This is a genomic window from Caldisphaera sp., assembly GCF_049974385.1.
Lineage (GTDB): Archaea > Thermoproteota > Thermoprotei_A > Sulfolobales > Acidilobaceae > Caldisphaera.
Genome location: NZ_JBMFIW010000051.1, coordinates 757 through 1,028 on the forward strand (window position 1 = coordinate 757; position 272 = coordinate 1,028).

The 272-nt window shown below is 32.7% G+C and carries 1 protein-coding gene; it reads right to left on the bottom strand.

Features of this window, described 5'->3' with window-relative positions; all coding sequences use genetic code 11:
* Positions 1–272: 4-hydroxyphenylacetate 3-hydroxylase C-terminal domain-containing protein (locus ACP5GV_RS08050; protein ID WP_428103279.1), on the bottom strand; the 272-nt coding region annotated here is incomplete at both ends.

A 272-nucleotide genomic window follows, 5' to 3' on the forward strand; every position in this document is an offset into this window, starting at 1 on the left:
GGATCCTTCTGCGTGTATCATTGCAGTAGTAAATAAAGCCCCTAATGAAGAAATTATTTCTCTTGTTAACGATAACAATTTAGATCTTATTATTGGATCAGTTCCTTTCTTGCCAACTAAATATTTTTTCAAATATTTAGATTCTTCTTCATTAATAAAATCTTGGGAAGAAGGCAGAGTAGCAGCTAGCCCTCCTGCGACATCTACCAAATGTTTTATTGCATCTAAATACCCTTCATTAGCTACTAATTTTCCTACATTAGTAAATATCC